Origin of the sequence: Clostridium cellulovorans 743B (genome assembly GCF_000145275.1) — a bacterium.
GTDB lineage: Bacteria > Bacillota > Clostridia > Clostridiales > Clostridiaceae > Clostridium_K > Clostridium_K cellulovorans.
Genome location: NC_014393.1, coordinates 2,431,246 through 2,454,455, shown reverse-complemented (window position 1 = coordinate 2,454,455; position 23,210 = coordinate 2,431,246). Strand labels below are relative to the sequence as shown.

The following is a 23,210-nucleotide window of genomic DNA, read 5'->3' as shown; positions in this document are numbered from 1 at the left end:
ATTAGTGAAGAACAATTTATTTCCTTCATAGGTATATTATTAACATTTATTGCACATAATATACCTAAGGAAATTTACTAAAGGGACTTTAATCTTAGATTTAATTCTAGATTAAGGTTCTTTTTATGCCATTTTTTCAAACACTTCGCTAAATACTATTTTTAATTGATTGATTACTAAATCCCATTCACGATAATTTCTATTCCATTTTGTTGATATTTTTTGAACTGCTAAATATAGCATCTTTAATAAACTTTCATCATTAGGAAATATTAGCTTAGTCTTTGTTACTTTTCTAAATTGACTATTTAAGCTCTCTATTACATTTGTAGTATATATTATTTTTCTTATATTTTGAGGAAAGGCAAAGAATGTACTTAAATTATCCCAATTATCTTCCCAACTTTTTACTGCGTTTGGATACTTCTGAGACCATTTATCCTTTAAAGCTATCAAATATTCCATAGCTACTTCCTCATTAACGGCACCATATATATACTTCAGATCTGCAACAAAAGCCTTTTTATCCTTATATGGTATATACTTCATACTAGAACGTATTTGGTGTATTATGCATCGTTGAATTCTAGCGAATGGAAATGTTGCGCCAATCGCATCCTTAAAGCCGTTTAGGCCGTCAACACAGAAGATTAGTACATCTTGTACGCCTCGATTCCTAAGGTCATTTAGAACAGAAAGCCAAAACTTACTACTCTCATTTGCACCAATCCATATTCCTAACACTTCTTTTTCGCCGTCCAGGCTTACGCCTATTACTACGTAAGCTGCTTTAAGTACAATCTGTTTCTCTTCTCTTACTTTATAGTGGATTGCATCCATAAAGACAAATGCATATGTGTTTTCTAAAGGTCTATTCTGCCATTCTGATACCATTGGCAATATCCTATTAGTTATATTTGACACTGTTTCTGCACTTATATCTACATCATATAAATTTTTAACCTGTTCAGATATATCTCTTGTTGTCATTCCCGAAGCATAAAGCGATAATACTTTATCTTCAATTCCATTTATGGTTCTTTGATGTTTTGGTACTATTTTAGGTTCAAAATCTCCATTTCTATCCCTTGGAATATTCAGTTCTATTGCACCTAATTCTGTTTTAACTTTCTTTTTTGAATAGCCATTTCTACTATTATCGCTTGCTTTTTCTGTTACATCATACTTACCATAACCTAATTCTTCATCCATTTCTGCTTCCAAAGCCTCTTGTAAAACATCTCTAAACATTCCTTTTATGGCATCTAATACTTCATTAGCATTAGTAAAGTTCTGCTCCTTTATAAATTCTCTCAATAATTCTTTCGACACATTTGACATAAAAAACAACTCCTTCTTGTAATATATTGTTATTTCAATTATTACCAAGAAGAAGTTGTTTTTATTCAGTTTACACAAAATTTTTTATACGGCCAAAATTTCTAAAGTTTACTTAGAATAGCTTTCTATAGCTAGAATTAATTAAATAATCTTTAAAGTTCAGAACAAAGCCTTCAGGTTATAAAAATATATCTTCCTGAAGGCTTTATTATTCTAATATTCTATTTTTTATTCTTATTTGTAGCAGCTTGAGTATCACTTACCTTACCATTTGTTACCCCGTTATTCTCTTTAGCTTTCCCTTTTTCTATCTCTCCAGAAGCTTGAGGTTTATCAACCGTTAACTCAGGTTCAGTACCTTCTACCACCGGAGCAGCTTCTTCAGCTTTTTTTCCTTTACTTTTATCTACTTGTTCACCGATAGGCGTATTATCTTCTGGTTGTTCTGTAGGAGAAACAACTTCAGTATTATTTTTTTCTTGTTTTATATTATTTTCTTTAACTTTATCCTTCTTAGCTTTATCATTTAAATCAGTAGCTGCTGTATCATCTGAAGATTTTTCCATCTCTTCCCCACTGTTTGTTTCAATTTTTTTATTAGTCTTTTTATTATAGTTTTCTTCTACTTTTGCAACAGCTGTTTCTATTTCATCTGAAACCTCCGATAATTCTGTACTCTCTTCTACAGTTGCATCACTACTACCCTTTTGGCTTTTCTTAAGTTCTACTACCTTTTTCATAATATTTGTAACTTTAGTTTCTTTGTAATCCTCAACAGTAATAGTTGGATCTAATGCCATAAGTTTTTGGATTAAATTTAGTTTTCCTGGAGTAATACCTAATTCTCTAGCTTCGTCTCTCCTTGCCAAAGCTACATTATCCTTATATACAACTGCAGTATCTTCTGTCTCAGTTATAGCCTCTTCAACTGCTACCTCAGCCTCATTTGTCAATTCTTCTCCTAATGTGGTATCGTCCGTTTCAGAAGTTACAGATATAATAGTAGAACCATCATCAGCAATAAATCCATTATCCGACGCTGATACTACAAGTTCATTTACCGCATCTTTAACCTCCATATTAACTACGTCTACTCCCTCAAGCACAGTTTCGCCATCTCCATTATAGGCTGTAGCAGAAACAACCTCATTAGAATCATTGATCGCAAGTTCAATACTAGGATTGATATCTAAACTTAAGTACGCCACTGGTGTTTTATCATTATAATAACTATACCCACCATATGATAACCCTCCTACTAATAATGCTAAACAAGCTGCAATTGTAATTTTCTTCATATCAAATATTCCCCCTCTTTTCATTGTCATTTGATTATTATAGTTTTTTAACTTAATGTTACTTTTTAAAAACTCTTCAGTTTTTTTAATTAATTCTTCTTCAGCTTTAATCTTGTCCAATGCAGACTTAATATTGTTATTCATAATCTACTCCTCCAAGCTTTTCTCTTAAATATTTTCTTGCTCTGTGCAGGTTTGAATAAATAGTATTTTCTTTTTCTTTCAATAAATCTGATATCTGAGGAACAGTATATCCCCCATAATAGAATAAATAGACAACAGATTTATATTTTGCAGGTAAAGACAAAACAGCTAATAACACATCAGTTTCTATTTTATCTTCAAAAGGCAACTCTATATCATCTATGGAACAAACCTTTTTCCTAAAAAAGCTTTTACAAAGATCCTTACATTTATTTATCGTTACCCTACATATCCATGCTTTTTTATGTTCTTCGTCATTAAAAACCTTATCATTCTGCATAAGCTTCAAGAAGACATCTTGAAATACATCCTCTACATCAGCTTCATCACGAAGATAGATAAAACAAATTCTTCTAACCATATCGGCATATTTATGAAGATCTTCAATTATATCATCTGTCTTTAATATAGCCTCGTCTAATGCCACTTCATCCATAGTAAATCCCCTTTCACTTATAACACGAATCAATCTCATAAATCCTTGCACTATATTTTAATTATTTTTATATGTTCTTAATATAAGAAAAGCAGCTATAAATAATACAGCTGTTCGTAAAAATTATATTTAATTTATATTCTTCAACTGACCTTTTCGAGTCTTGTATTTATATGTATTCAACAAACTAAACACAAAAATAGCTATAGATAATTAAATCTATAGCTATTTTTATCAAACTCTATGGTGCCGCTAGCCGGACTCGAACCGGCACGGTATCACTACCAGAGGATTTTGAATCCACCACGTCTGCCATTCCATCACAGCGGCATAATATAAGTTTCAAACGTATTTATTTACGCATCATGCTTTCCACATGTGATAGTATAGCAAAGGTTCTGGATAATGTCAATAAAAATTTAATATTAGTAATATAACGCTTCTTATTTAAAAAAGTTTTTCCTTTTATAAGCTAATCAATTTTTTCTTTTAGTAATTCCTTATTAAATATCATTTTCCCCTCTTCAATCACTTCTATTCTACCATAGTATCCAGTATCTTTTTTTACATACTTAGGTTTAACAACATTGAGAGCAAAATTAGCATTTCTTTTTATTGGAAGAATCATATCCTCTTCAAGAAATAATTTATATTTAGATTTTTTCGTATTTATTATAGCAATATCATCTTCTTTTGAGCAAAGTTTTTTATATTCATAATTGTCTTTAACATGATTATATATCTTTAAGGTTTCCCCCCATCTTGGATTGCAATTTAATACAATGACAACTATATCATTACCGTCATAATTGAAAGAAGACACTAAACACTTTCCTGCCTGGCCTGTATAACCAGTCTTAACACCTGTAGCATCTCCATGCAAAAAAAGTATTTTATTTATATTGCTATAACCACGAGTAAATCCAGATGCACCTTTCTCTATAGATCTACATCCTACAATTTCTCTAAAAGTTCTATTTTCCATAGCTTTAGACGTAATAATCGCTAGATCGTAAGTTGTTGTGTAATGCTGATTACTATCAAGACCATGAGGAGATTCAAAATGAGAATTAGTAGCACCAATAAGATTTGCGTATTCATTCATAAGCACTAAAAAAGAATCTACATCCCCTGCTATTCCTTCAGCTATAGCAATAGCTGCATCGTTGCCAGATCTCAGCATTAATCCATATAAAAGCTCTCTTAACGTCACCTTCTCCCCAGCCATATAGTTTACAGTTGATCCTCTAATTGCTGCTGCTTTTTTTGAAATAGTAATCTCTTGATCAAGATTGCCATAAGTTAAAGCCACGAGAGACGTCATTATCTTCGTTGTACTAGCCATTGGAATCAAACTAACCGAATTTTTTTCATATAACACTCTTTTACTTTTGACATCCATAGCAATTGCCGCTCTCGCATCAATACTTAACACTTTACCATACGCAGTAATATTATTAGATATAGATATCAATATCATTACTGCTATAAGAAAAGAATTTCTAAATTTTTTTTTGAACAATTCTATCACCTCACCATTATTTTGTTTTAAGTTTATCGTTCCTTGGCAATAATATCTAATGTTGTATATGGAGGAATAAACATGATACTAAAAATCTTTCTATATCTTTTATTATTTCTAATTATTTTATTTTTACTTCCTATTCCCGTAATTATTAAAGGTAATTTTTCTAAAGACGCAATAGAAATACATGTTTATGGGAAAAAGATTAGTTTAAATAAAAAACTTAAAAAAGCTAATAAGGATGAAAATTTAAAAGAAACTATAGAAACTAAGAAGAAAAAAGAAAAGAAGAATGCATCTAAAAAGAAAAAAGCAATTATGGATCGTATTAATGAAAATTTATCAATCCCGACAGTACTTAAATTGCACGGAAAGTTTAAAAAAGTATTTACTATAAGGAAATTGCATATGAATTTTAATTATGGACTTCAAGATCCATATAATACAGCAATGGCTTACTGGTCCATTTGTTCAATGCATTGTATTATATATAAGTTCTTTGAATTTTTAGTACACATAAAAGATTATTCATTTAAAATAATTCCAAACTTTAATAAAGAAGAAATTTCTTTTAATTTCTCATGTATATTTATTATAAATTTTGCCAAGATTACATATATAGCTTTTTATGCCTATAAGATTCTAATTTCAAATTCAAAAATAAATTCAAGGAGAGATTACTATGGAAGATCATCCAATAAACGATTTACTTAAATGTACTATTGAAAACTTAAGAGAAATGATGGATGTAAGCACCGTTATTGGTGATCCTATTGTCACTGGAGATGGTTCAACAATTCTGCCAATTTCAAAAGTTTCTTTAGGTTTTGGATCTGGTGGTGGTGAATATTCAACTAAACACTGCCCAGAATACAAAGAAAAAGTTCACTCTATGCCTTTTGGTGGTGGTTCTGGTGCTGGAGTTTCCATTAAGCCAGTAGGCTTTTTAATCGTAAGAGGTGATAAATTTAGATTAATGCCTCTAGAGTTTAATGACAGCGTTGAAAAACTCATTGATACTGTACCAGATATACTTGATTTCATAAAGAAGACATTTAATAAAGACAAATCTGCAACTGAAAGCACTAAAAATACAAAAGAAGAATAATAAGGTTTAAACCTTATTATTCTTCTTCACCATTATCTATATCAACATCTGCATCAATAGCTATTAATTCTTCTAACTCTTCTAAATTAGGAAGCTGTTTTAAATTTTCTAACTGGAAATACCTCAAAAATTCATCAGTAGTTGCATATAATATCGGACGTCCTGGTATATCCATTCTACCACTTTCCTTTATAAGCTTCTTTTCTACAAGAGTATAAATAGCTCTATCAGACTTAACTCCCCTTATTTCATCTACGTCAACTCTAGTAATTGGTTGCTTGTAAGCTATTATAGCCAATGTTTCTAACGCAGCTTGCGATAAAGATTGTCTGCTATTTGTTTTTAATAATCTTTGTATGAATTCTGCATTTTCTTCTTTTGTAACAAGCTGATAATTATCTTCTAACATCATAAGCTTGATACCTCGTTTTGAATTAGATAATTCCTCACCATAGGATTCTAATAATGCAAGGGTTTTACTATAACTACATTCTATTATCTCTGAAATCTGTTTAATATTTAAAGGCTCTCCACTGACAAAAAGCAAACTTTCGATAATTGAAAATAATCTGCTTTCTTCTTCATTGTCTATAAATTCAATTTGATTCATGTTATCTCTCATATTTCAATTTCCTCTCCAGTTGTAATTCGCTCTAAGTAAATTTCCTTAAAGTTTTCTTCTTGGAGTATCTTAACTTCTTTTAACTTAGCCAATTCAAGAGCAGCTAAAAATGCTACAACAACTTCAATTTTATCCTTATAACCTTTGACTATATAACTAAAATTCATAGTTTTATTAACTTTAAAGAACTCCTTAAACATATCCATTTTATCTTCAACTTTATATACATCTATCTTTATTTCTTTATCAATGATATGCAGATTCATTTTTTCGCTATAATCAATCATGAGCTGATGAAAAAGATTATATAAACTTATCATCGTTACTTCTTTCAAAAGATCTTCAAGTTTTACTTCACCTTTTTTCTCTTCTATTATTTCAGGTTTCTTTGTATATACCTGTCCAAAGGATGTAGCTCTTTCTTTAAGATACCCCGCGGCACTTTTAAATTTTCTATACTGAATCAACTTTTTAATCAAATTGTCAGTTGAATTTTCCTCCTCTTCCTCTTCTTCTTCCTTATCCTTAGGCAACAACATTGATGACTTTATTTCAATTAATGTTGCTGCTGTAACTATAAACTCAGAAGTAAGTTCTAAATCCATTTCGCTCATAGTTCGTATTATCTCTAGATACTGATTAGTTATATCTAAAATCTTTATATCATAGATATTCATTTTATTCTTTTTAATTAAATGCAATAGAAGATCAAAGGGACCTTCAAAATTTTCAAGTTTAATATTCAACGCCATTACTATACCACCTATATCTTATATAAAGTGTTTTTCTTAACTCATTATACTATGTAACTTAAAAAATAAAAACTCACAAATATTTTATCATATTTGTGAGTTTGAGAAAAACTATATATTAGATTTTCTATTAGCTTGTAAACCTTTATACAGCGTGTTCAAAAATACCCGTAAAAAATTCCTTGATATTATTTATTAAATTATTACCTTTAATATCCCTGTCACTATATATGTTAACTGTTCCTACAAGTACATCTCCATTATAAAATTCACATTTACCAATCATTTGACCTTGTTTTATTTCCTTAAGATTATCATTTAAGATTATCTTTTTAGTTGTTTCAATATTACCACCTTTTTCAACAACTACCCTTACTTCATCACAACTCTTAGCCATTAAGAACTTATCACCTTTTTTATCAAATGATACCTTATCTACTTCATCATCCTTTTTAACGATAACTTTGCTTTCAAATTTTGAAAAGCCATAATTCATAAGCATAGAAGCGTCCCTATTTCTCACTTTAAAGGTCGGTGCACCCATTATTACCGAAAGCATTCTAACACCATCTCTTGTAGCTGTGGCACTGATACAATACTTTGCCTCACTTGTAAAACCAGTTTTAAGACCATCACAACCCTTAAAGAATCTTACTAGCTTATTATGATTTACAAGTTCAATTGGAGTCTTTCTACCTTCAGAAATAGTCTCCATATATATACTAGAATATTTCAATATTGTTGGGTGTTTTAAAAGTTCTCTTGACATCAATGATATATCATAAGCAGTACTTAAATGTCCATCAGCACTCAATCCTGTGCAATTTTTAAAGGTCGTATTCTTCATTCCTAGTTCTTCACATTTCTTATTCATCATTACAACAAAGTTTTCTTCTGAACCCCCTATGTATTCTGCCATAGCTACTGCAGCATCATTTCCTGAAGCAATTGCAATCCCTTTTATTATTTCTTCTACAGTTCTCACTTCCCCAGTCTCTAAAATCATAGAACTGCCACCCATTTTCTTAGCATTTTCACTTACAGTTATTGTGTCTGTAAGTTTGATTCTACCACTGTCTATAGCTTCCATTGCTAAGAGCATTGTCATTATTTTTGTAACTGATGCTGGTGCATATTTATCATGAATATTTTTTTCATATAAAACCTTTCCTGTGTTTGGCTCCATAAGTAAAGCTGAGTTTGCTTCAACGTTAATAGCAGTAGTATCTTTCGCTGCACTAGTTTCAACAGCTGCCTCTTCTGCAAAAACTACTATAGCTGCTTTAGGGACAAATAACTGAAAAATTGAAATCAATACCAGAAATAAACTTATCAATCTCTTCTTTTTTACTTTCATAATTCTTCCTCCTAAAAATTAAAGTTGTATAGTTATTTTCCCCTTAATATCTAAAATTATCACAAAAAAACCAGACATAAAGTGTCTGGTTTTAACTTATTTTATTATGTCGTAAATAAGAGGTATCTTTTCTTCATATTCCTTTGATATTTCATAACAAGAAGCTAATTCCTCTTTTAGCTTAGAACCTAATTCTAATGAATTAGCATGGATATATGCTAATGTATCTCCAACCTCTACATAATCATTTCTCTTTTTATTTAACACTACCCCAACAGCTAAATCGATAACACTTTCTTTTGTCTCACGACCAGCGCCTAGTTTCATAGCAACTACTCCAATTTCTTGTGCGTGTATCTTAGATACATAGCCCTCTTTATCACTTTTAACCTCAATTATATGCTGAGCTTTTGGAAGTAAGTTTATATCATCTATACAAGAGACATCTCCACCCTGAGCAGCAATAAATTCTTTTAATTTAGCTATCGCAGCTCCAGAAGTTATCGTCTCTAATAGCATTTCTCTAGCTTTTGCTTCAGTTAACGATTCATTCGCTAACATTACCATATTAGATCCTAATGTTAAGCAAAGTTCAAATAAGTCTTTAGGTCCATTGCCCTTTAAAGTTTCTATTGCTTCTTTTACCTCAAGGGCATTTCCTACAGCCAAACCTAAAGGTTGATCCATATCAGATATAACAGCTATTGTTCTTCTTCCAACATTATCACCAATAGAGACCATAGCCTCACCTAAATTTTTAGCATCTTCATAACTCTTCATGAAGGCACCATCACCAACTTTTACATCAAGCACTATTGCATCTGCTCCAGAGGCGATTTTTTTACTCATAATACTAGAAGCGATTAATGAAATATTTTCTACTGTAGAAGTTACATCTCTTAGGGCATACAATTTCTTATCTGCTGGTACTAAATCTGCCGTTTGACCAACAACGGCTATCTTAATGTTATTAACATCTTCAATAAACTTTTCTTTTGACATTTCAACCGAAAAACCTTTAAATGTTTCAAGTTTATCTATAGTTCCACCAGTATGACCTAGTCCTCTTCCAGACATTTTAGCCACTGGAATTCCTAACGCAGCTACCATAGGAGTTAATACAAGAGTTGTAGTATCTCCTACTCCTCCAGTACTATGCTTATCAACTTTAACACCTTCAATCATAGATAAATCCAAGACATCTCCAGAATTTACCATTGCCATGGTCAAATCTGCAGTTTCTCTTTCATTCATCTTTTTAAAGTATATAGCCATCAAAAGTGCTGATACTTGATAATCTGGTATTGTACCCTTTGTATATCCTTCAATAAAATAATTGATTTCTTCTTTACTAAGCTCAAATCCTGCTTGTTTTTTTGCTATTAAATCGTACATTCTCATATTAGTTATCTCCTATATGCTGTATTAAGAATAAGAATTAAAGCAATTCTAATGTCTTCTTTATTAAGCTTATGAATTGTTCCTTAACCATAGCTGAAGTTTCCATTACCTCTTGATGATTAAGTGGTACATCTAATATCCCTGCTGCCATATTCGTTATACAAGATATTCCTATAGTCTTTATGCCACAATGTGACGCAGCAATTGCCTCTGGAACCGTAGACATACCTACCGCATCTCCACCTACTATCCTAAGCATTCTAATTTCTGCTGGTGTTTCATAGCTCGGTCCACTCATCATAACATATGTACCTTCAACCATATCAATGTTAGTTTCTTTAGCAGCTTTCTTGACTATTTCAATAAGTTCCTTTGAATAAGCTACGGACATATCTGGGAAACGAGGACCTATTTCATCATCATTTTCTCCTATTAGAGGATTAACTCCAGAGAAATTTATATGGTCCTTTATTATCATAAGGTTGCCTGGTTTAAATTCAGTGTTAACTCCACCAGCAGCATTAGTAACTATCAAAGTTTTAATACCAAGTTCTTTCATAACATAAACAGGTAATGCTGTAACCGCCATTGGATTACCCTCATAATAATGAAATCTTCCTTGCATCATGATAACTTTTTTTCCACATAACTCCCCTATTACAAATTGCCCTGCATGACCTTGTACTGTTGAAACTGGAAAGTTAGGAATATCCGAATAACTTACCACTTTAGCGTTAATTACCTCTGAAGCTAAACTACCAAGTCCAGAACCTAAAATAATGCCTATTTCTAATTCTTCATTAACTATATCCTTTATATAACTTGCACTTTCCATTACTACATTGTATTTCATTTTATACTGCTCCCTCACCTTTTAGTATATTTGTATATCCTTAAGTAACTTATCTAGTTCTATATAATTCAAATCTTCAGTTTAATGATACAGCTATATCAATAGTATTAATAAAAATAACTCTTAATATAATATATAACATAGCTAATTATATCTCTATTTTGCTTACTGATGACAAACAAATCCCCATTCCGCGTATTCTCAGTAAAATGTTCTAAATATGTATTAAAAACTTTTGGAAGTATGTATCCTAAAAATAAAATAATCATAAAGCATTTAAAGAAAAGAATAACTAAAGCAATAAAGTTATTCTTATTCATAATTTTATTAATTTTAAAAGATATGAGGATACAAAACTCTCTATAAATGCACCTACACACATCAATAAGAGTATAACAATTAAATTTCTTGTATATTTATTTATCTTCTTAATTACATTAACTCTCCAAGCATTTTTTTCTTTGAGCAATGCAAGAGAAAAATTCATAGCTACCACCGATGTAAAAATCATCAATCCAACAAAAATTAAATTTTGTGGTAATATACCAAAAAGCGAAAATAAAATCCCCTTACTCCTAAATGCATTAACAAAAAAACTGAATGTAAAACCTAATGTAAAGCCTTTTATAAGTTGTATTATCAGTATAAAAGGAACTCCAATAATAGTGAGTCCTGTAAACCAAATAAGAAGTATAAAAGGTATATTATTTTTTAAAGATTCAACAAAGACATTCATATTGCTAATTTTATCATTAGCAGAAGAAAAATTTGATATGTAAGCACATAATTGTTTTTTTAATATATCATCCATATAGTTTACACTATATATACCAAGAACTATTCCAGTGCAAATGCATAATAAGCTAAGTAGATACAACCATTTATTTTCTTTAATATGGTTATTTATATATGCATCAAATTTTTTTATTCCCATATTATCGCTCCTAACATATTTTATATTTTAATATCTATGTTAGAGCAAATAATATTATTACCTTATATAGCCAAATGCACAAATTGTTTTTGCATCTTCGATAATGCCTTCTTTTATCATTTTTTGTACTTCCTCTAAAGAGTGATAATGCACATTTACAAACTCATCTTCATCTAAACAACCTGCTTTACCATTGTATAGATTCTCAGCTTTGAAAATATGTATATATTCATCACAAAATCCAGGAGAAGCTAATACTTTTCCAAGATAAGTTATATCATTTGATTTATAACCAGTTTCTTCTTCTAATTCTCTTAGAGCAGTTAATTTTATATCCTCACCTTTTTCAATTTTACCAGCTGGCAATTCTAGTGTAACCTTATCTATTGGTTTTCTATACTGCTCAACAAAAATCACTGTATTTTCATCTTTAAAAGCTAAAATAGCCACTCCACCAGGATGATTAACTATTTCCCTATCTGCAGTGTTTCCATTAGGTAATACTACCTTTTGCTTTCTTAACTTTATTATTTTTCCTTCATAGATCGTTTCTTCACTAATAGTTTTCTCAGCTAAATCCATTAAATCACCTCATAAATTCAAATATTTTACCTACATATTTTATAGGTTTCCGAAAACCGACATCATTATCCTAATAAAAAGATTTTTATAGATATTAATAATTTATATAATCATATCCTCTTTCGTAGTTAGCTTAATTTTACAATATGTTGTATTAATTTTCAACAACTCCAAATTATATTAAACTAAATACAGAACATTAGTTTGTCATTTTATCTTACCTATGTTATAATTCAATTAATTGAGAGGTGAAAATAATGGTTGAAAAAAACAACAAGCAGATGGAAATTTATAATTACATAAAATCTGTTTCAGCAGAAAGAGGTTATCCACCTTCTGTTAGAGAAATATGTACAGCAGTTGGTTTAAGTTCAACCTCTACTGTTCATGGTCATTTAGAGAGGTTAGAAAAACGTGGTTATATTAGGAGAGATCCTTCAAAGCCAAGAGCTATAGAATTATTAAAAGAGAATAAAGTAGAAATGCTTTCTATCCCTATTATAGGTAAAGTTACAGCTGGTAATCCTATATTAGCTTTTGAAGACATTGAAGATACTTTTACTATTCCATCACAATTTATAAAATCTAATAAAGAACTTTTTATGCTAAAAGTATCTGGTGAGAGTATGGTTGAGGCTGGAATACGCGATGGTGATCTTGCTATAATTGAAAAGCAAAACACTGCAAACAATGGAGATATAGTTGTTGCTATGATCGAAGGTGAAGCTACAATTAAAACTTTTTATAGAGAAGAAAATCATATAAGACTTCAACCTGAAAACAAGCTTTTATCCCCTATTATAGTTAATAGTTGTACTATACTTGGAAAGCTTGCAGGGATATTTAGAAACTATAAATAAAATTTATTTTTAAAATTGAATAGTTCTAAAATCTATATACCCCCTTATAGCAATAGTTCTTGATTATTACTATAAGGGGGTATGTTTTAGTATTAAATTTATTTTTTACGCACTTTCTGCATTAAAAAATAGAAACATATAGCTATAAAATATTAGACAATGATATAAGTACACCAATTTTCCCATGATCAAAAGTAAGTCCACCCTGAAGATAAGCAATAAATGGCTCCCTTATTGGTGCATCAGCAGATAATTCTATTGATGCTCCTTGTACAAAGGCACCTGCTGCCATAATAACTTGGTCCTCATATCCAGGCATATCCCATGGTTCACATTCTACAAAGGAATCAATAGGCGAACCTTTTTGTATCCCCTTACAGAATTTAATTAACTTATCCTTTGAATTGAATTTTATAGCTTGTATTATATCGCTACGTTTATCCGTATAGCTAGGCAAAACTTCAAACCCTGCAAGTTCCATAAGTCTAGCAGCAAATACTGAAGATTTTATAGCCTCTATAGTAACATGTGGTGCTAAGAATAATCCTTGGTATAATGATCTCATAACACCAAAGGTTGAACCACATTCCCCACCAATCCCAGGGATAGTAAGTCTATAAGCTGCCTGATTAACATACTCAGCTTTTCCTGCTATATATCCTCCAGTTGGGGCAATACCGCCTCCTATATTTTTTATAAGAGAACCTGCAACCAAGTCTACTCCAACATCAGTAGGCTCAACTATATCAGTGAATTCACCATAACAATTATCTACAAAGCATATTATATCCTTGTTTATAGATTTTACAGTGGTAACTATCTCTTCTATATCTGAAACAAGTAATGCTCTTCTCCAACCATAACCTGTCGAACGTTGGATATGTACTAACTTTATTGATTTATCAGCTATTAATGTTTCTTTAATTGCTTCTAAATCCACTTTATTTTCTACAGTCAAATCTAGCTGCTTATAATTGACACCATATTCTTTCAAAGATCCAATGTTTTTCTTTGAAGATATTCCAATTATATTATGAAGAGTATCATACGGCTTACCGCAAACAGATAACATAGTATCATTAGGTCTTAAATTACCAAACAGCGCTGCTCCAATTGCATGAGTACCATTTACAAAATGTGGTCTTACAAGAGCTGCTTCGGTATTAAATATTCTTGCATAAACCTTATCTAAAGAGTCCCTACCTATATCATCATATCCATAACCGCTACTATTAGTAAAATGGCTATCTGATATTCTCTCTTCTTGAAAAGCTCTAAGTACCTTAAGCTGATTATATTCTCGAATTTCATCATAAAAAGCAAATTGCTCTTCAACATCGCGTATTGCTTTTTCATAAAGATCGATTGCCTCTTTTTTAATATTGAATTCTTTTTGAAGTTTAACTTTTGTGGCTTCTAACATGAACCTTTTCCTCCCTTCATGCACCTTAGATATATTAGCACATAAAAAAAGAACAAGCAACACTGCTGTTCTTTTTACTATTTTTATTCATTAAATCCTTCATTTGTGAATAATAAAGGTTTTCCTGGAGTTATTGTTGAAATCGCATGTTTATAGATCATCATTTGTTTTCCATCACTATCTAAGATAACAGTAAAACTATCAAATCCTTTAACGTATCCTTTTAATTGGAAACCATTAGTAAGATGAATTATCACGCAAACTCTACCTTTTCTTGCGCTATTTAGAAATATGTCTTGTAAATTATTTGTTGTCTTATTCATAGTATATTCACGCTCCTTATAAGTTAGTAATTCTATAAATTTACTTAAAACCCTTTTATTTATTAGCAGTTATAAAAAGTATTTTGTCAATTATATCATTTTCATCTTCAAAATCTTCTTTACTTAGCCAAAAAGCTCTCTCTTCTTTTCTAAACCACGTAAGTTGTCGTTTAGCGTAATTTCTGCTACCTTTTTTTATTAAATATACAGCTTCATCATAAGACATTTTTCCATCTAAATAATCTAATATCTCTTTATATCCTATTCCCTTCATTGATTGCATATTGGAAGTATAACCTTTTTCCTTAAGTTTTATAACTTCATCAACTAGCCCATAATCAAGCATTATGTCAACCCTTTGATCTATCCTCCTATACAATTCTTCACGATTCATATTTATAACAAAATAATGCACGTTATATGGAATGTCATAAAGAACAGCTTGATTTTCTTGATTGTATTCATTAAGAGTTTTACCTGTGACTTTAAAAACCTCTAAAGCTCTTATAACCCTCTTTAAGTCATTTGGATACAATCTTTCATAAGATGCACTATCCACCTCTTTAAGCATAGAATGAACATATTCCTTACCATGAAGCTCTGCAAGACTTTGAAGATGCTCTCTATACTGGAGATCTTTATCCGTGCAAGCAAAATCATAATTATATATAAGTGAATTTATATACAGCCCTGTTCCACCAACTACTATTGGCATCTTCCCCCTAGAAATAATGTCTTCAATAGCTTCTTCAGCTCTTTCTTTGAAATCAGAAACGCTGAAACTTTCGTCAGGAGCGACAATATCTATCATATGATGAGGAATTCCTTGCATTTCTTCTTTTGAAATCTTTGCTGAACCTACATCCATCCCCTTATATATTTGCATAGAATCAGCTGATACAATTTCACCATCTAATTGTTTTGCCAACCTTATAGATATATTAGTTTTTCCTACAGCTGTAGGTCCTGTGAGAATAATTAAATCTTTCACCTTTTTAACCACCTACTGAATCCTTTTGAATCGTTTTTCAATTTCATTGTTAGTCATCTTAATAATAGTCGGTCTTCCATGAGGACAATTGAATGGTTCATCAATAAATCTTAATTCCTCAATTAATGCTATCATTTCACGAATATCAAGATTATCATTTGCTTTAATAGCACTCTTACATGCAAGAGTAGCTATCTTATAATATTTTACCTCTAAAGTTGATCCACTTCCATAGTTCTTTAAATTATCTAGTATATTAGTGAACAATTCTTTTACCACTGGTCTGCCAAGAAAAACAGGAACCTCTCTTACAGAAACAGTATTCTCTCCAAAGTCTTCAATTAAAAAACCAGCTTTAGTAAACATTTCATGGTTTTCCTTATAAATCGAAAAATCATATGGAGTCATCTCTATTACCTCTGGCAACATCAAAATCTGAGAAACTACCTTAGATAATTTCATCTCTTTAATATATTTCTCAAAAATAATTTTTTCGTGAGCAGCATGTTGATCTACTAAATATAAACCGTCATAACCTTCCATCAGTATATAAGTATTTGAATACTGACCTATTATCCTCATCATCGGGAATTTTTCTACAGGTTTAATTTCCGAATTTGTAAAATCATTTACTTCTTCTTTTTCTATAGAAACTTTAGCTACTGATTCTTCTACACTAGACTTATTGTAAGAAGTATTTATTTCATTCTCTTTTACTGCAATTTCACTATTAACATCTTGGCTTATGGTAGTATTCCACAAAGTATCCTTTTCTTGTGCACTATCAATCCTTATGTTATCTTGTTTTTGGGTTTCTTGGCTTTTATCATTCTGTAATATCTGATAATCCAGATAATTGTTTTCCTTAGGATTCTTATTATTACTATTAACAAGAACTTCCGTTGGAATCTCAGGCGCCTTTAAGTCAACCGGAAGCTTAACTTGCATTATAGGCTTCTCATTAATTTCTTCCTTATCTGTTTCTAGAAAATCATCCTTAACAAGATCTCTAACAACCTTATGAATAGTGTCAAAAACTATTTTAAATATACGACTTTCATCTTGAAACTTAATTTCAGCCTTAGTAGGATGCACATTGACATCTAAAAACTCAGGATAGATATCTAGAAATATTATAAAAAACGGATACTTATTAACCATAAAAAATGACTTAACAGCATTCTCCACAGCTGTAGCAATAAGTTTATTCTTTATAAATCTATTATTTACAAATATACTTTGGTTGTTCCTGCTTCCTCTTGATAATTCTGAATTTCCGATATATCCATATATAGATACAATATCACCATGACCTTCAAAAAAACTTAGGTTCTCTACGACATTCTTACCATATATGTTTCTAATAGTATCAGTTAATTGTCCTGTTCCAAAGGTTGTAAGAACATTTTTGTTATTGCTAAAAAACTTAAAGGATATATTAGGGTATGCTAACGCAATTCTACTAACTATATCCGAAATAAGAGCAGCTTCTCTTTGTTTTGACTTAAGAAACTTTTTTCTAGCTGGTACATTGTAAAAAATATCCCTCACCTCTATTACAGTACCTTTATTACAGCCACAACTATTTAAATATTTTATTTCTCCTCCATGGATTTCGATTTCTGTACCAAAATCTTCACTTCCAATTTTAGTCTTTAAATTTACTTTAGCTACTGATGCGATACTTGCTAAAGCTTCTCCTCTAAAGCCTAAAGACTTCAACTTATATAAATCATCAATAGTTTCTATCTTACTTGTTGCATGTGGTAAAAAAGCCTTCTCCACATCCTCTGGATGTATACCACTGCCATCATCAGTAATTCTTATCAGTGTTTCTCCTCCATCTAAAATTTCTATTGTAATTTTAGTTGCTCCAGAATCTATGCTGTTTTCCATCATCTCTTTTACTACAGATAATGGCCTCTCAACAACTTCTCCTGCTGCAATTTTATTGGAGGTATTATTATCTAAAAGGTTAATTCTTTTCAACGATTATCACCTCTATAAAAGATCCTTCGATTTCTTTATAAGTTCATTTAGCTTTGTCATAGCATCCAATGGTGTCATATTCATTAAATCCAATCTACTTATTTCATCTACAAAAGACCTTCTTGTTATTTCATAAAAATCCATCTGAACTGGTTTCTCTTGTTTTTTTGCTACCTCTTTTCCAGGTAGTTTTTCAATTTCAACATTAGGTGTTTCTATTACTTCAATGTTCTTTTCAACTTTCTCTATAACAACCGCAGCTTCTACCAATTTAACTTCTGAAGTTCTCTTAGTGATATCTTTTTCTTCTAAGTTTTCTTCCTCTAATTTCATAAGAATTTCTTTTGATCTATCAAGTACTGCTTGTGGAAGTCCCGCTAGTCTTGCTACTTCTATACCATAAGATTCATCAGCCGCACCTTTTACTATTTTGTGGAGAAATATAATCTCTTCACCTATCTTTTTTACACCTACAGAATAATTTTTAACACCGCTAAACTCTGCTTCAAGCTTTGTAAGTTCATGATAATGTGTGGCGAATAAAGTTTTACATTTTACATTCTTGTTTGTTGTTAAGAATTCTATCACTGCCCAAGCAATGCTTAAACCATCATAAGTACTTGTGCCTCTTCCAACTTCGTCTAAAAGCACTAAGCTATTATTGGTAGCGTTATTTAAAATATTTGCTACTTCCCACATTTCTACCATGAAAGTACTTTTACCACCAGCTAAATCATCAGATGCCCCTATTCTTGTAAACACCTTATCACATATTCCTATAGTAGCACTTTCAGCAGGAACAAAACTGCCTATCTGCGCCATAATAGTTATAAGAGCACATTGTCTCATATATGTTGATTTACCGCCCATATTAGGCCCTGTTATTATCAGAAGTTGATTTTCTTCTCTATCTAATGAAATTGAATTACTTATAAAATTTCCTGTAGGAAGAAGTTTTTCAACAACTGGATGTCTTCCCTCTTTTATATTAATAATACCACTGACATCAATTGCTGGCCTTGTATAGTTATTCTCTAATGCAACAATAGCTAGAGAATTTAAACAATCTATGGTAGCAATTAATCGCGCTGATTGCTGCATTCTTAAGACTTCTTTTAAAACTAGTTCTCTAACTTCAACAAATACATCGTACTCCAGTGAGATAAGCTTTTCTTCAGCACCTAATATGATATCCTCCATCTTTTTAAGCTCATCAGTTATATATCTTTCACAATTAGCAAGGGTTTGTTTTCTTATATACCTATGCTCTGGAACCATATTTAAATTTGTCTTGGTTACTTCAATGTAGTAACCAAAAACCTTATTAAAGCTTACCTTTAAAGATTTTATTCCTGTAGTCTCTTTTTCCCTTGCTTCAAGCTCTGAAAGCCATAGCTTACCATCTTTTTTAGCAACTTTTAATTGATCAATTTCCGAATTATAACCTTCTTTAATAAGGTTACCTTCTTTTAATGTAATAGCAGGACTTTCATCAATTGATTTTTCTAACAATTCTTCGATATCTGATAATTCATCTAAATTATTATATATTTCTTGAAGATACGAGGAAGTACATTGTTTTAGCAGAGTTTTTATAGCTGGAATCTTACTTATAGACGATTTTATTGATAATAACTCTTTTGCATTAACACTTTTAGAAGATACTTTTCCTACAAGCCTTTCAATATCGTAAATATCTTTTAATAAGACTTTAAGTTCTTCTTGAAGCGATAAGTTAGATACTAATTCAGCAACTGCCTCTAACCTTAGTTCTATAGCATTTTTATTTATTAAAGGCTGATCAATCCATTTTCTAAGTTCTCTAGCTCCCATAGCAGTACTAGTCTTGTCTAATACCCACAGTAAAGAACCTTTTTTCGTTTTATCTCTTTGAGTTTCTGTGAGTTCCAAATTTTTTCTAGTATTGATATCTATCGAAAGAAAATCCTCTATTTCATATATATTCAAAGTATTAATATGGCTTAAATCTGCCTTTTGAGTTTCCTTAATATATCTTATTATCGAATTAATACTATAAGCCAAGCCAATTGGTTTTTCATCTATATTATAATCCTTAAAATAACTCTCTACATTTTCTTTATAACCTGACATGTAAAAATCTAAATTCTCATTAGTAAATGTTACAGAAAATCTTTCTTTTATTGCCGCAATTACTTCTTCTTTTATTTCCTCATGAATTATTATTTCTGAAGGATTATACTTTGATATCTCGCTTAATAACATAGGTACATCATAATTAAAATATGAACTACTAAATTCACCTGTAGAAATATCAGAAAAAGCTATATAAAATTTATCTACTGAAAAATATATACTCATAATATAATTATTTTTTCTATCTTCAAGGAAATTACCCTCGATATAAGTTCCTGGAGTATATACCTTAACAATACCCCTTTTTACAATTCCTTTAGCCACACTTGGGTCTTCAAGTTGCTCACAAATACCAACTTTATATCCTCTTGACACTAGCTTACTTATGTAGACATTAGCAGCATGATATGGAATACCACACATTGGAGCACGTTCTTCTAATCCGCAATCTCTTCCGGTTAGAACTAATTCAAGTTCTCTTGATGCAATTTTGGCATCCTCGAAAAACATTTCGTAGAAATCGCCTAATCTAAAAAATAGAATACACTGTGGATTTTCTTCTTTTATCTGTAAATACTGTTGCATCATTGGGGTTAATGCCATTGAAATCTCATCCTTTCAGTTGTTAAAGAAGTCTTTTATGAAGTAGAAACTTCTCCTATAAAATATATACGTTCCAATAAAGAAGCCACCTTTATTTCACCTTTGGTATATAAATGTAATGTAGCAACTTAAATTGACTTATATTATTAGGCTTCTTATCAAAAGAATAATTTCTACCTTAAGAGAAATGCCCTTATTAAGAGTATTTGCTCTTTCTCCAGAGCATTTTCTCTCAATAAGAGCTTAATTCTTTTAATTAAAGTTTATATTTCTTCACCAAGTAATGAAAATGCTTGTGTTTTTGTTATTTTAACATTGATAAGCTTTCCTATATTCTCAGGATTACCAGTAAAATTAACTAACTTTCCTGTTCTAGTTCTTCCCATTAACTTATTGTCATCATTTTTACTTGGTCCTTCAACCAATACTTCTACAACTTTTCCATCATATTCTTTACTTATTTCTGCACCGATTTTATTTAATTCATCTACAAGAGCATTGAATCTTCTATGCTTTATATCTTCTGGAATTTGATCTGGAAGTTCTGCTGCAGGAGTTCCTTTTCTAGGAGAATATAAGAATGTAAATGCAGAATCATATCTAACTTCTTTAACCAAAGAAATAACCTCTTCAACATCTTCTTCAGTTTCTCCAGGGAACCCTATTATTAAATCAGTAGTCAATGCCACATTAGGTATATTTTCTTTTATTCTCTTTACAAGGTCCAAATACTGTTCTCTTGTATAATGTCTGTTCATCCTTTTTAAAAGTGATGTAGAACCTGCTTGCACTGGCAAGTGAATTTGCTCACATACCTTGTCACATTCTGCTATTGCCTTAATAACATCATCAGTCAAATCCTTTGGATGTGAACTCATAAATTTGATTCTCTCAAGACCTTCTATTTCATTAACAAGTCTTAACAACTTAGCAAAATCTATTTCTTCCTCTAAGCCTTTTCCATAAGAGTTAACATTTTGTCCAAGTAACGTTACTTCTTTATATCCTACTTTCACTAGTTCCTTTATCTCATTTATAATATCTTCTGGTTTCCTACTTCTTTCTCTTCCTCTAACATACGGAACTATACAATAAGTACAGAAATTATTACATCCATACATGATTGTAACAAACGCCTTTATGCTGCTTAATCTATCGATAGGAAGTCCTTCTACTATTCCAACTTCTTTATCAAGGATTTCAACAACGGATTTGCCATGTTGCTTAACTGAATTTAAATATTCAGGGAACATATGAGAGTTATGAGTTCCAAATATTATATCTACAAAAGGATATTTTTTTATTACCTCTTCTGCCATTCCCTTTTGTTGCATCATACATCCGCAAATTCCAATAATTAGACTAGGGTTTTTTTCTTTCATTTTCTTTAAAGCCCCTATGTTACCAAATACCTTTAGCTCAGCATTTTCTCTAACGGCACAAGTATTAAATATTATAATGGAAGCCTCTTCTCTCTTTTCTGTCTTTTCATAACCCATTTCCATAAGAACACCAGATAATTTTTCAGAATCCTCTTCGTTCATCTGACAACCAAATGTGGTAATGCAAAAAAGATTGTTCTTTTTATTTATATTAGTCATATCTATATCCTTATTACTCATTTTATTCCTCCAAAATTTAAAATTCTTAAGTATTATAACATAATAATCAATTTAAAATAAAGACAAGAATAGTATTATTTTGACCTATAAAACTTAAAACACCTACTATATGCTACAGTAAGTGCTTTTTAATAATATTATTATTTATTTTTTCATCTCTTTTTTGAAAAAAGGTATGTATTTTACCAAGGCAAAAACCATGGTCATAACTGCAATAGTTAAGATTATGATAATTTGGTTCTCTGATAACATTTTTCCCAACATTAGAATTATAAATACACTTATATAAAATAATGTAGTAGCAAATTTGCCCCACCATTGCGAACCTGGAACTGCCTTATAATTCTTAAAAATGATTATTCCACCAATAATCATTGCTAATTCCTTAAGCGCAAATATTGCTAAAATAGGTCTAGCCTTCTCATATAGTATGGCAAAACCCAATACTATACTAATCTGTGTAAGCTTATCCCCAATAGGATCGAGAATTTTTCCAAGCTCCGAGGTTTGGTTGAATTTTCTTGCAATATAACCATCTAACACATCAGAAATCCCAGATAAAACTAGAAAAAATAGCGAATATTTAATTTGTCCGTTTAAAAAATACACTAAAAAGAAAGGGATTAGCATTATTCTTAATACAGATAAAAGATTCGGCAGTGTAAATATTTTTTTGTCACTCATGTACTCTCTTCCTTCTTTAACCTATAGTCTTTATTAACTTTGTATAAATTTAGTATATCATAATAAAAGCCTATACGGCTACTTTTTACTTATTCAAAGATGAAAAGCTCAATAATACCTATATAAAATTGTACAGAAATTCAAAGCATCTTCTATGCAATGTTTAATAACTGCAATAAAAGATGCT

21 protein-coding genes and 1 tRNA gene are annotated in these 23,210 nt (G+C 30.7%); 3 read left to right on the top strand and 19 right to left on the bottom strand.

The features are described from left to right. Window positions 1-123: 123 nt before the first annotated feature. The 5 genes from CLOCEL_RS10300 to CLOCEL_RS10280 all read right to left on the bottom strand — a co-directional run bounded on the left by CLOCEL_RS10300 (window position 124) and on the right by CLOCEL_RS10280 (window position 4,810). Window positions 124-1,341 carry an IS256 family transposase gene (locus tag CLOCEL_RS10300; protein ID WP_010077600.1) on the bottom strand — a complete coding sequence of 406 codons (1,218 nt, stop codon included), beginning with the start codon at window positions 1,339-1,341 and terminating at the stop codon, window positions 124-126. A gap of 221 nt (window positions 1,342-1,562) precedes the next feature. Beyond that, window positions 1,563-2,783, bottom strand: coding sequence for an anti-sigma-I factor RsgI family protein (locus CLOCEL_RS10295; protein WP_010076987.1), 1,221 nt, complete (start codon window positions 2,781-2,783; stop codon window positions 1,563-1,565). Then, a complete protein-coding gene (locus CLOCEL_RS10290; RefSeq protein ID WP_010076988.1) occupies window positions 2,776-3,279 on the bottom strand; it encodes an RNA polymerase sigma factor in 504 nt (167 codons plus the stop codon). The genes CLOCEL_RS10295 and CLOCEL_RS10290 overlap by 8 nt, the downstream gene beginning before the upstream one ends. A gap of 244 nt (window positions 3,280-3,523) precedes the next feature. Next, window positions 3,524-3,609: transfer RNA gene (locus CLOCEL_RS10285), tRNA-Leu, on the bottom strand. Window positions 3,610-3,751: 142 nt separating this feature from the next. Further along, a complete protein-coding gene (locus tag CLOCEL_RS10280; RefSeq protein WP_423200000.1) occupies window positions 3,752-4,810 on the bottom strand; it encodes a D-alanyl-D-alanine carboxypeptidase family protein in 1,059 nt (352 codons plus the stop codon). A 72-nt stretch (window positions 4,811-4,882) separates the two neighbouring features. On the opposite strand from CLOCEL_RS10280, the gene CLOCEL_RS10275 reads away from it, so the two are divergent. Both CLOCEL_RS10275 and ytfJ read left to right on the top strand, forming a co-directional pair. Next, the gene (locus CLOCEL_RS10275; protein WP_010076990.1) at window positions 4,883-5,518 is read left to right on the top strand and encodes a DUF2953 domain-containing protein; all 636 of its coding nucleotides are present in this window, start codon (window positions 4,883-4,885) and stop codon (window positions 5,516-5,518) included. Further along, on the top strand, window positions 5,487-5,912 hold the full coding sequence (gene ytfJ / locus CLOCEL_RS10270) for a GerW family sporulation protein (RefSeq protein ID WP_010076991.1): 426 nt from the start codon (window positions 5,487-5,489) through the stop codon (window positions 5,910-5,912). The genes CLOCEL_RS10275 and ytfJ overlap by 32 nt, the downstream gene beginning before the upstream one ends. Window positions 5,913-5,928: 16 nt before the next feature. Here the strand turns inward: ytfJ and scpB are convergent, their stop codons facing one another. The 7 genes from scpB to CLOCEL_RS10235 form a co-directional block, all read right to left on the bottom strand. Beyond that, window positions 5,929-6,534 (bottom strand): SMC-Scp complex subunit ScpB, encoded by a 606-nt coding sequence (gene scpB, locus CLOCEL_RS10265; RefSeq protein WP_010076992.1) that lies wholly within the window; start codon window positions 6,532-6,534, stop codon window positions 5,929-5,931. After that, window positions 6,531-7,286 carry a segregation/condensation protein A gene (locus CLOCEL_RS10260; protein ID WP_010076993.1) on the bottom strand — a complete coding sequence of 252 codons (756 nt, stop codon included), beginning with the start codon at window positions 7,284-7,286 and terminating at the stop codon, window positions 6,531-6,533. The genes scpB and CLOCEL_RS10260 overlap by 4 nt, the downstream gene beginning before the upstream one ends. A gap of 145 nt (window positions 7,287-7,431) precedes the next feature. Further along, the gene (locus tag CLOCEL_RS10255; RefSeq protein WP_010076994.1) at window positions 7,432-8,643 is read right to left on the bottom strand and encodes a D-alanyl-D-alanine carboxypeptidase family protein; all 1,212 of its coding nucleotides are present in this window, start codon (window positions 8,641-8,643) and stop codon (window positions 7,432-7,434) included. A gap of 96 nt (window positions 8,644-8,739) precedes the next feature. Next, window positions 8,740-10,044 (bottom strand): pyrimidine-nucleoside phosphorylase, encoded by a 1,305-nt coding sequence (locus CLOCEL_RS10250; RefSeq protein ID WP_010076995.1) that lies wholly within the window; start codon window positions 10,042-10,044, stop codon window positions 8,740-8,742. A 37-nt stretch (window positions 10,045-10,081) separates the two neighbouring features. After that, entirely contained in the window at window positions 10,082-10,897 is an 816-nt protein-coding gene (locus tag CLOCEL_RS10245; protein WP_010076996.1) for a purine-nucleoside phosphorylase, read from the bottom strand. Between the two features lie 316 nt (window positions 10,898-11,213). Beyond that, a complete protein-coding gene (spoIIM, locus tag CLOCEL_RS10240; protein ID WP_010076997.1) occupies window positions 11,214-11,831 on the bottom strand; it encodes a stage II sporulation protein M in 618 nt (205 codons plus the stop codon). A gap of 57 nt (window positions 11,832-11,888) precedes the next feature. Continuing rightward, the gene (locus tag CLOCEL_RS10235) at window positions 11,889-12,413 is read right to left on the bottom strand and encodes an NUDIX hydrolase (RefSeq protein WP_010076998.1); all 525 of its coding nucleotides are present in this window, start codon (window positions 12,411-12,413) and stop codon (window positions 11,889-11,891) included. Window positions 12,414-12,670: 257 nt separating this feature from the next. Here CLOCEL_RS10235 and lexA point away from each other — a divergent pair, with 257 nt between their 5' ends. Beyond that, on the top strand, window positions 12,671-13,273 hold the full coding sequence (gene lexA, locus CLOCEL_RS10230; RefSeq protein WP_010076999.1) for a transcriptional repressor LexA: 603 nt from the start codon (window positions 12,671-12,673) through the stop codon (window positions 13,271-13,273). Between the two features lie 142 nt (window positions 13,274-13,415). Here the strand turns inward: lexA and CLOCEL_RS10225 are convergent, their stop codons facing one another. The 7 genes from CLOCEL_RS10225 to CLOCEL_RS10195 all read right to left on the bottom strand — a co-directional run bounded on the left by CLOCEL_RS10225 (window position 13,416) and on the right by CLOCEL_RS10195 (window position 23,023). Further along, window positions 13,416-14,696, bottom strand: a complete 1,281-nt coding sequence (locus CLOCEL_RS10225) for a methionine gamma-lyase family protein (RefSeq protein WP_010077000.1) — start codon at window positions 14,694-14,696, stop codon at window positions 13,416-13,418. A gap of 83 nt (window positions 14,697-14,779) precedes the next feature. Beyond that, window positions 14,780-15,019: an RNA chaperone Hfq gene (hfq, locus tag CLOCEL_RS10220; protein ID WP_010077001.1), complete on the bottom strand. Its 240-nt coding sequence runs from the start codon at window positions 15,017-15,019 to the stop codon at window positions 14,780-14,782. 55 nt (window positions 15,020-15,074) lie between these two features. Beyond that, window positions 15,075-16,010 (bottom strand): tRNA (adenosine(37)-N6)-dimethylallyltransferase MiaA, encoded by a 936-nt coding sequence (gene miaA, locus CLOCEL_RS10215; protein ID WP_010077002.1) that lies wholly within the window; start codon window positions 16,008-16,010, stop codon window positions 15,075-15,077. 12 nt (window positions 16,011-16,022) lie between these two features. Continuing rightward, window positions 16,023-17,999: a DNA mismatch repair endonuclease MutL gene (mutL, locus tag CLOCEL_RS10210; protein WP_010077003.1), complete on the bottom strand. Its 1,977-nt coding sequence runs from the start codon at window positions 17,997-17,999 to the stop codon at window positions 16,023-16,025. A gap of 12 nt (window positions 18,000-18,011) precedes the next feature. After that, entirely contained in the window at window positions 18,012-20,717 is a 2,706-nt protein-coding gene (mutS, locus tag CLOCEL_RS10205; protein ID WP_010077004.1) for a DNA mismatch repair protein MutS, read from the bottom strand. 263 nt (window positions 20,718-20,980) lie between these two features. Beyond that, window positions 20,981-22,339: a tRNA (N6-isopentenyl adenosine(37)-C2)-methylthiotransferase MiaB gene (miaB, locus tag CLOCEL_RS10200; RefSeq protein ID WP_010077005.1), complete on the bottom strand. Its 1,359-nt coding sequence runs from the start codon at window positions 22,337-22,339 to the stop codon at window positions 20,981-20,983. 144 nt (window positions 22,340-22,483) lie between these two features. Next, window positions 22,484-23,023, bottom strand: coding sequence for a CDP-alcohol phosphatidyltransferase family protein (locus tag CLOCEL_RS10195; protein WP_010077006.1), 540 nt, complete (start codon window positions 23,021-23,023; stop codon window positions 22,484-22,486). Window positions 23,024-23,210: the final 187 nt, after the last annotated feature.